7 protein-coding genes are annotated in these 8,407 nt (G+C 72.3%); 3 read left to right on the forward strand and 4 right to left on the reverse strand.

Annotated features, from left to right (window positions below; translation table 11 throughout):
- Positions 1-220 precede the first annotated feature (220 nt).
- The 4 genes from thrC to argS form a co-directional block, all read right to left on the reverse strand.
- Positions 221-1,270: a threonine synthase gene (thrC, locus tag C1I99_RS26030; protein WP_111136829.1), complete on the reverse strand. Its 1,050-nt coding sequence runs from the start codon at positions 1,268-1,270 to the stop codon at positions 221-223.
- A gap of 108 nt (positions 1,271-1,378) precedes the next feature.
- Entirely contained in the window at positions 1,379-2,692 is a 1,314-nt protein-coding gene (locus tag C1I99_RS26035) for a homoserine dehydrogenase (RefSeq protein ID WP_199562400.1), read from the reverse strand.
- Positions 2,693-2,700: 8 nt separating this feature from the next.
- Positions 2,701-4,113 carry a diaminopimelate decarboxylase gene (gene lysA / locus C1I99_RS26040; protein ID WP_111136831.1) on the reverse strand — a complete coding sequence of 471 codons (1,413 nt, stop codon included), beginning with the start codon at positions 4,111-4,113 and terminating at the stop codon, positions 2,701-2,703.
- 57 nt (positions 4,114-4,170) lie between these two features.
- Positions 4,171-5,835: an arginine--tRNA ligase gene (gene argS / locus C1I99_RS26045; RefSeq protein WP_111136832.1), complete on the reverse strand. Its 1,665-nt coding sequence runs from the start codon at positions 5,833-5,835 to the stop codon at positions 4,171-4,173.
- 99 nt (positions 5,836-5,934) lie between these two features.
- Here argS and C1I99_RS26050 point away from each other — a divergent pair, with 99 nt between their 5' ends.
- The 3 genes from C1I99_RS26050 (at position 5,935) to C1I99_RS26060 (ending at position 8,376) form a co-directional block, all read left to right on the forward strand.
- On the forward strand, positions 5,935-6,732 hold the full coding sequence (locus tag C1I99_RS26050) for a thioredoxin-like domain-containing protein (protein ID WP_111136833.1): 798 nt from the start codon (positions 5,935-5,937) through the stop codon (positions 6,730-6,732).
- Between the two features lie 8 nt (positions 6,733-6,740).
- A complete protein-coding gene (locus tag C1I99_RS26055) occupies positions 6,741-7,406 on the forward strand; it encodes a DUF305 domain-containing protein (protein WP_111136834.1) in 666 nt (221 codons plus the stop codon).
- A 277-nt stretch (positions 7,407-7,683) separates the two neighbouring features.
- A complete protein-coding gene (locus tag C1I99_RS26060; protein ID WP_111136835.1) occupies positions 7,684-8,376 on the forward strand; it encodes a winged helix-turn-helix domain-containing protein in 693 nt (230 codons plus the stop codon).
- The last annotated feature ends 31 nt before the right edge of the window (positions 8,377-8,407 follow it).

Genomic DNA, 8,407 nt, shown 5'->3' on the forward strand with positions numbered 1-8,407 from the left:
CCCGTTCCGCCCCCCGGCGGCCCGCCGGGTGCGGAGTGCGTAGCCGAACCTGACCTCGCCCAGCCCCGCGCCGCCCGCGGTGATCAAGAGCTGTGCGTGCCAGGATCCGGTCGAATGCTGACGTAAACCTCTTGATCACGAGGGGTGAGCTGGGGGTGGGTTAGTAACTCGGCAGCCTGCGACAGCGCTTCAAATGGGGGCAAGCCGGGCGGCTTACGTATCAGGCGAGGTCGAGGGCGCGGGCGGCGGCCAGGGGGTCGTTGGCGATGGTGACCGGGGCGGGAGCGGTGGAGATCGCCCACTCCGGATCCTTCAGGCCGTGACCGGTGACGGTGCAGACCACCGTCGAGCCGGGTGGGACGGCGCCGGCGGCGGCCTGCTGGAGCAGACCCGCGACGCTGGCCGCGCTGCCCAACTCGACGAAGACCCCGACCTCGCGGGCCAGCAGCCGGTACGCGGCCAGGATCTCCCGGTCGGTCACCGCGGAGATCAGCCCGCCGGAGGAGTCCCGGGCGTCGAGCGCCTTCGCCCAGCTGGCCGGGTTGCCGATCCGGATGGCGGTGGCGATGGTGGACGGCTCGCGGACGACCTGGCCGGTGACGATCGGCGCGGCACCGGCCGCCTGGAAGCCGTACATCTTCGGGGCCCGGGTGGCGTTGCCGTCGGTCAACTCCTCCGAGTAGCCCATCCAGTAGGCGGAGATGTTCCCGGCGTTGCCGACCGGCAGGCAGTGGATGTCCGGCGCGTCGCCGAGCGCCTCGACGATCTCGAAGGCCGCGGTCTTCTGGCCGTGCAACCGGTCGATGTTGACCGAGTTGACCAGGGCGACCGGGTAGTCCTGGGCGAGCTTCCCGGCGAGCGACAGGCAGTCGTCGAAGTTGCCGCTGACCTGGAGCAGCTTCGCGCCGTGCACCAGCGCCTGGGCCAGCTTGCCCAGCGCGATCTTGCCCTGTGGCACCAGCACCGCGCAGGTCAGCCCGGCCCGGGCCGCGTACGCTGCGGCGGAGGCGCTGGTGTTGCCGGTGGACGCGCAGATAATCGCCTTGTTGCCGTCCTCGACCGCCCTGGAGACCGCGAGCGTCATGCCGCGGTCTTTGAACGAGCCGGTCGGGTTGGCCCCCTCGACCTTGAGGTGCACGTCGCAGCCGAGCCGGGCGGAGAGCACCGGCGCCGGCAGCAGCGGGGTGTTCCCCTCGTGCAGGGTGACGACCGGGGTGGCGTCGGTGACCGGCAGTCGGTCCCGGTACGCGTCGATCAGGCCCCGCCACATGTCGCTCTCCTCGCTTCTACCGCCCCACGCGACCGGGGGCACCTCCAGCCTGGACCAGGCTCGCCGAACCGGCCCCGGCGCACCCGTGGATAACCAACTGTCGGGATGTCACAGGCCGCCCTCGACCCGCAGCACGCTGGCCACCGAGCGGACGATGTCCAGCCCGCGCAGCTCACGTACGGTCGCGGCGAGCGCGGCGTCGGGCGCGACGTGGGTGACGATGACCAGGTCCGCGTCCTCGCCCCGGCCGGCCGCGCCGCCACCGGCCGGGCCCTGCCGCACCGTGGCGATGGAGACGTCGTGCCGGGCGAAGACCCCGGCCACCGCGGCCAGCACGCCGGGACGGTCGGCCACGTCGAGGCTGATGTGGTAGCGGGTCAGCGCCTCTCCCATCGGGCGCACCGGCAGGTCCGCGTATGCGGACTCGCTGGCCGCACGCACCCCGGCCAGCCGGTTGCGGGAGACCGCCACCACGTCGCCGAGCACCGCGCTGGCGGTCGGCGCGCCCCCAGCGCCCCGACCGTAGAACATCAGCGGCCCGGCCGCCTCCGCCTCGACGAAGACGGCGTTGTACGCGTCGCCGACGCTCGCCAGGGGGTGGGCCAGCGGGATCATCGCCGGGTGCACCCGGACGCTGACCGTCTCCCGGCCGGTGGCGTCCGCGCCCCGGGCGGCGATGCAGAGCAGCTTGATCGTGCAGCCCATCGCCTTGGCGCTGGCCACGTCAGCGGCGGTGACCTCGGTGATGCCCTCCCGGTGCACGTCGGCCGCACCCACCCGGGTGTGGAACGCCAGCGAGGCGAGGATGGCCGCCTTCGCGGCCGCGTCGAAGCCCTCCACGTCGGCGGTCGGGTCGGCTTCGGCGTACCCCAGCTCGGTCGCCTCCTCCAGCGCCTCGGCGAAGCCGGCGCCGGTGGCGTCCATCGCGGAGAGGATGAAGTTGGTGGTGCCGTTGACGATGCCGGTGACCCGGTTGATCCGGTCGCCGTGCAGCGACTCGCGCAGCGGGCGCAGCAGCGGGATCGCTCCCGCCACGGCGGCCTCATAGTAGAGGTCGCCGCCGCCCTCGGCCGTCGCGTCGTGCAGCGCCGCGCCGTCCTCGGCGAGCAGCGCCTTGTTGGCGGTGACCACGCTCTTGCCGGCGCGCAGCGCCTCCACCAGCCAGCCGCGGGCCGGTTCGATACCGCCGACCACCTCGACCACCACGTCGACGTCGTCGCGCTTGATCAGCCCGAGCGCGTCGGTGGTGAACAGCGCCGGGTCGACCGGCAGGTCGCCACGGTCACGGCCGAGCCGGCGTACGGCGATGCCGGCGATCTCCAGCGGAGCGCCGATCCGGGCGGCGAGGTCGGCCGACTGCTCGTGCAGCAGCCGGACCACCTCGCCGCCGACCGTGCCGCAGCCGAGCAGCGCCAAGCGCACAGGTGACGTCATCCCACATCCAAAGCGAGCAGGTCCTCTTCGGTCTCCCGCCGGACGATCAGGCGTGCCCGGCCGGCCCGCACCGCGACCACCGGGGGTCGCGGTACGTGGTTGTAGTTGCTGGCCATGCTCCGGCAGTAGGCGCCGGTACCGGGCACCGCGACAAGATCTCCGGGCTGCACGTCGGCGGGCAGGAATTCATCCTTCACCACGATGTCCCCGGACTCACAATGCTTTCCCACCACGCGGGCGAGCATCGGCTCCGCGGCCGACGCCCGGGAGGCCACCGTCGCCGAGTACGACGCGTCGTAGAGTGCCGTGCGGATGTTGTCGCTCATCCCCCCGTCGACGCTGACATAGGCACGACGCCCGTCGGCTGCGTCACCACCAGTGCCTACCGGCACGGACTTGACCGTGCCGACCTCGTAGAGGGTGAACACGGCCGGGCCGACGATGGCCCGCCCCGGCTCGATGGACAGGTGCGGCACGGCCAGCCGCTCGCTGGCGCACTCCGCGTCGACGATCTTGCGGAGCCGCTTGGCCAGGTCGCTCGGGGCGGCCGGGTCGTCCTGCGTGGTGTACGCGATGCCGAAGCCGCCGCCGAGGTCCAGCTCGGGCAGCTCCACCCCGCGCGCGTCGCGGATCTGCCCCTGCAGGGCGAGCACCCGGCGGGCGGAGACCTCGAAGCCGCTGGCGTCGAAGATCTGCGAGCCGATGTGCGAGTGCAGGCCGCGCAGCTCCAGCACGCCCTCGTCGAGGATCTTGAAGGCGGCGGCCGCGGCCGCCCCGCCGGCGAGGGAGAAGCCGAACTTCTGGTCCTCGTGGGCGGTGGCGATGAACTCGTGGGTGTGCGCCTCGACGCCGACGGTGACCCGGATCATCACCTTCGGCCGGACGCCCCGCTCACGGGCCAGCGCGGTCAGCCGGTCGATCTCGGTGAACGAGTCGACGATGATCCGCCCGACCCCGGCGTCCAGCGCCCGGGTCAGCTCGCGGACCGACTTGTTGTTGCCGTGGAAGCCGATCCGCTCCGGCGGCATTCCGGCCGACAGCGCGGTGGCCAGCTCGCCGCCGGTGCACACGTCCAGGTGCAGGCCCTCCTCGGCGATCATCCGGACCACCGCGCGGCAGAGGAACGCCTTCCCGGCGTAGTAGACGTCGACGTCGGCGAAGGCGGTGCGGAAGTCCCGGCAGCGCGACCGCAGGTCGTCCTCGTCCAGCACGTACACCGGGGTGCCGAACTCGGCCGCGATGTCGCGGACGCCGAGACCGGCGACGGCGAGCGCGCCGTCCGGAGCGCGCTCCACGTTGCGCGGCCAGAGCGCCGGCACCAGGGCGTTGACGTCGACCGGCGTACGCAGCCACGCCGGCCCCCGGCTGCCGATGTCGCCGTGCAGCGCACCGGCCTCGTGCGCCCGCATCACTCGCCTCCGCTTCGCGCCGGCACGGCCCGCACGCTCACTGCTCGCGCCGGCATGTCACATCCGCTCCGGCGCGGAGACGCCGAGCAGGCGCAGGCCGTTGACGATGACCACCCGGGTGGCGTCGTTGAGCCACAGCCGGGCCCGGTTGAGGTCGCTGATCTCCTCGTCCCCCCGCGGCAGCACCCGGCAGCTGTCGAAGAACCGGTGGTACGCCCCGGCCAGCTCCTCCAGGTAGCGGGCCACCCGGTGCGGTGCCCGCAGTTCGGCGGCGGTGGCCACCACGGCGGGGAACTCGGCGAGCACCTTGAGCAGCTCGTTCTCCTTCTCGTGGTGGAGCAGCTCCGGACGGAACGCGTCCCCGTCGCCCCGGGTCAGCCCCACCTCCGCGGCGTTGCGGGAGACGCTGGCCGTCCGGGCGGCGACGTACTGCACGTAGTAGACCGGGTTGTCGTTGCCGGCCCGGGTCCACAGCTCGACGTCGATGTCGATCGGCGAGTCGCTGGAGTAGCGGGCGAGCGCGTACCGGGCGGCGTCCACGCCGATCGCGTCGACCAGGTCCTCCAGGGTCACCACCGTGCCGGCCCGCTTGCTCATCCGCACCGGAGCGCCGTCGCGGACCAGGTTGACCAGCTGGCCGATGAGGATCTCCAGGTTGCGCTCCGGGTCGTCGCCGAAGCACGCGGCCATCGCCTTCATCCGGCCGATGTAGCCGTGGTGGTCGGCGCCCAGCATGATCACGACCCGCTCGAAGCCGCGCTCACGCTTGTCGAGGTAGTACGCGCAGTCGGCGGCGAAGTAGGTCCACTCGCCGTTGGACTTGCGCAGCACCCGGTCCTTGTCGTCGCCGAAGTCCGTGGTGCGCAGCCAGGTCGCGCCGTCGGCCTCGAAGACCCGGCCCTGCTCGCGCAGCCGGTGGAGGGCCAGCTCCAGCTCACCCCGGTCGTGCAGGTCCTTCTCGTTGAAGTAGGTGTCGAACTCCACGCCGAAGTCGCGCAGCGACGAGCGGATCTCGTCGAACATCAGCGTCACGCCCTCGACCCGGAAGACCTCCTGGGCCGCGGCGTCGTCCAGCGCCAGCACGTCCGGCCGGCGGGCCTGGACCTCCGCGGCGATCTCGCCGATGTACGCCCCGCCGTAGCCGTCCTCCGGGGCCGGTTCGCCCTTGGCGACGGCGAGCAGCGAGCGGGCGAACCGGTCGATCTGCGAGCCGGCGTCGTTGAAGTAGTACTCGGTGCCGACCTCGGCGCCGGTGGCCCGGAGCAGCCGCCCGAGCGCGTCACCGACGGCGGCCCACCGGACGCCGCCGATGTGCACCGGGCCAGTCGGGTTCGCCGAGACGAACTCCAGGTTGATCTTCTCGCCGGCGAGCCGGTCGCTGCGGCCGTACTCCTCGCCGGTCTCGACGATCACCCGGGCCAGCTGGCCGGCGGCGGCCGCGTCGAGCCGGATGTTGAGGAAGCCCGGGCCGGCAATCTCCACCGACTTGACCCCCGGGGCCCGGCCGAGCTGCTCGGCGAGGGCGGCGGCCAGCTCGCGCGGCGGGACGCCCACCTTCTTGCTGAGCTGGAGCGCCAGTGTCGAGGCGTAGTCACCGTGCTCGGGGTTGCGGGGTCGCTCCACCGCCGTCCGCTCCGGCAGGGTGGAGCGGTCCAGGCCCCGCTCGGTGAAGACGGCGTGGGCTGCGGAGAGGACGACCTCGGCGAGTTCTGCGGGAGTCACCGATCCATGTTATCGGGGGTAGACTCGGTCCCCGCGGCGGCGACCCAGAGTGTGAACCGGCCCGCCGGATCCCCTGACCGACCGACCTGACGAGGCACGATGAGCATCAGCACCCCGGGCGGCCCAGAGCGCCGTCCGACCGTGGTCAGCACCGGCAAGAAGCCGGCGGCGGGCCGGCCGGCCGCCGGCGCCAAGGCCGGGTCCGGCAAGCCGACGGGTCCCCGTCCGGGCGCCGGCGGCAAGGGCCGCAAGCCGGTCACCCCGGTCAAGGTCAGCCAGGGCCGCGCCTGGGGCCCGATCGCCCTCTTTGTCGCCGTCGGCGTGCTCGCCGCGTCGATCATCGGTTACGGCGCCTGGGCGTCGTTCCAGGGCTCCAAGCCGTGGGAGGAGCGCGCGGCCGAGATCGACGGCATCGTCAACTTCCGCAAGACGGACAAGACCCTCGTCGAGGGCGGCAACCACCAGGCCGGCTCGATCACGTACTCGGTGCTGCCGCCGGTGGCCGGCCCGCACAACCCCAGCTGGCAGAACTGCATGGGTGACGTCTACGACGCCCCGATCGCCAACGAGCACGCGGTGCACAGCCTGGAGCACGGCACGGTCTGGGTCACCTACCGTCCGGACCTGCCGGCTGACCAGGTCAGCAAGCTCGCCGAGAAGGTCCGCGGCAAGGAGAAGCTGATGCTCAGCCCGTTCGAGGGGCTGGACAAGCCGATCTCCCTGCAGGCCTGGGGCTACCAGCTCAAGGTCGACAACGCCGACGACAAGCGGATCGACGACTTCATCAAGGCGCTGCGGGTCAACGCCTCGATCGAGGGCCCGACCGCGCTGTGCAGCCAGGGCATCACCGCCACCGGCACCACCCCGCGCGACGGCGCGCAGATGCCGCAGGGCTGAGGAGAACGATGAGCGCCCCGACCACGATCGAGACCAGCGAGCTCGACGATCAGACCCCGCCGGAGCGCGGGGCGACCGCGCGCCGCTGGGGTACCCCGGCGCTGGCCCTCGCCATCGTGGTCGGGCTGCTGCTCGGGTACGCCGGGGGCCTGCTGACGCCCCGGCTGACCCGGCCCGGTGACGCCTCGGCGGAGGCCGGCTTCGCCCGGGACATGGTCACCCACCACGCGCAGGCGGTGGAGATGGGCATGATCGCGTTCCAGCGGAGCACCGACCCCGAGGTGCGCAGCATCGGCGGCGACATCGCCAGCGCCCAGCAGGGCGAGATCGGCACCATGCAGACCTGGCTGCGCTCGTGGGGGCTCGACCCGGCGGGCAGCGAGCCGCCGATGTCCTGGATGCCCGACGGCGCGAGCCTGGTCAAGGACGGCCTGATGCCGGGCATGGCCACGCCCGAGGACATGGCGAAGCTGCGGGCGGCCCAGGGCCGCGAGCTGGATGTCCTCTTCCTGGATCTGATGATCAAGCATCACCTCGGCGGCATCCACATGATCGACGGCGTGCTCGACGCCAGCGACGAGCCGGACGTGGTGGCCACCGCGCAGACCATGAAGAACACCCAGCGCAACGACCTCACCAACCTCCAGAACGCCCTCAACCGCCTGGGCGGCTGATTCACCGCCGCCCTCCCCGGCAACTCCTCCTCAACCCCTCCGGCTCCCTGCGTGGCCGGTCGGTCGTTGGGGCCACATCGGGTGAGGCGAGCGGTGCCCACCGCACGGGACGGGCCATCGCCGTGGGCCGGTCGCCCTTGTATCGGAGACTTGACCGAGCACTTGTGGGAGATTCGCCCCTTTCACGTACTCTGGGCAGTTTGGTGGATTGCGTTGCTAAGGGAGTTTTCTCCACACATATCGTGACCAGTTGCGATTCGGGCTCGTTGCGCAGGACGTGGGGGTTGCACTCAGAGACGCACGGCGTTCGGTCACCAGCTGGTGCCGGCGCCACACCATCGGCGGTGACGGGGCGGTGGCAGCCGTCCGTCGCGGACAGCGGCAGGGCGAGCCGGGAACGCTCAGCCGCGACCAGGAACTCGAACTGATCGACGTGCTGCGGGGCGTCTATCCCGACGAGTACGGCCTGGACGAGGAGCTGTGGACGCGGCAGAGCCTGCACCTGCTCATCCAGCGCCGCTTCGACCTGTCGCTGGACGCCGGCGCGGTCGGGGCGTACCTGCGGGCCTGGGGGTTGGGTCCGCGGGAGCCCCGCGAGCGCGCCTGCGGGCTCTGCGTCGGCGCGGTGGAGCGCTGGGTACGCAGCGAATACCCGGCCATCACCCGGGCGGCGCAGGAGCACCTCGCCGAGGTGTACTGGATCGGCCGGATCCGGCTGCGCGGCACCATGCCCGCAGCGGACGTGATCTCCGCGGTCTCGTCCCGTGGTCGGGTCCGCTTCATGATCACCACGCCGTCGGTCGACCCGCCGCTCCCGCGCGACTTCGTGTTGCGGCTCAGCGGTGCCGAGCAGCGCACCGTGCACCTGATCGTGGACGGCTCCTGGCCCCGCAACGAGTGGCCCCGCCGCCTCCCCCGGCGCATCGTGCTGCACCCGCTCCCGAGCTGCGGCCGCACCATCGCCGCCTAACCCGGCCACACCGCCGATCATGCACATGTGG

This window comes from Micromonospora deserti (assembly GCF_003236335.1).
In the GTDB taxonomy this organism is placed as follows: Bacteria; Actinomycetota; Actinomycetes; order Mycobacteriales; family Micromonosporaceae; genus Micromonospora; species Micromonospora deserti.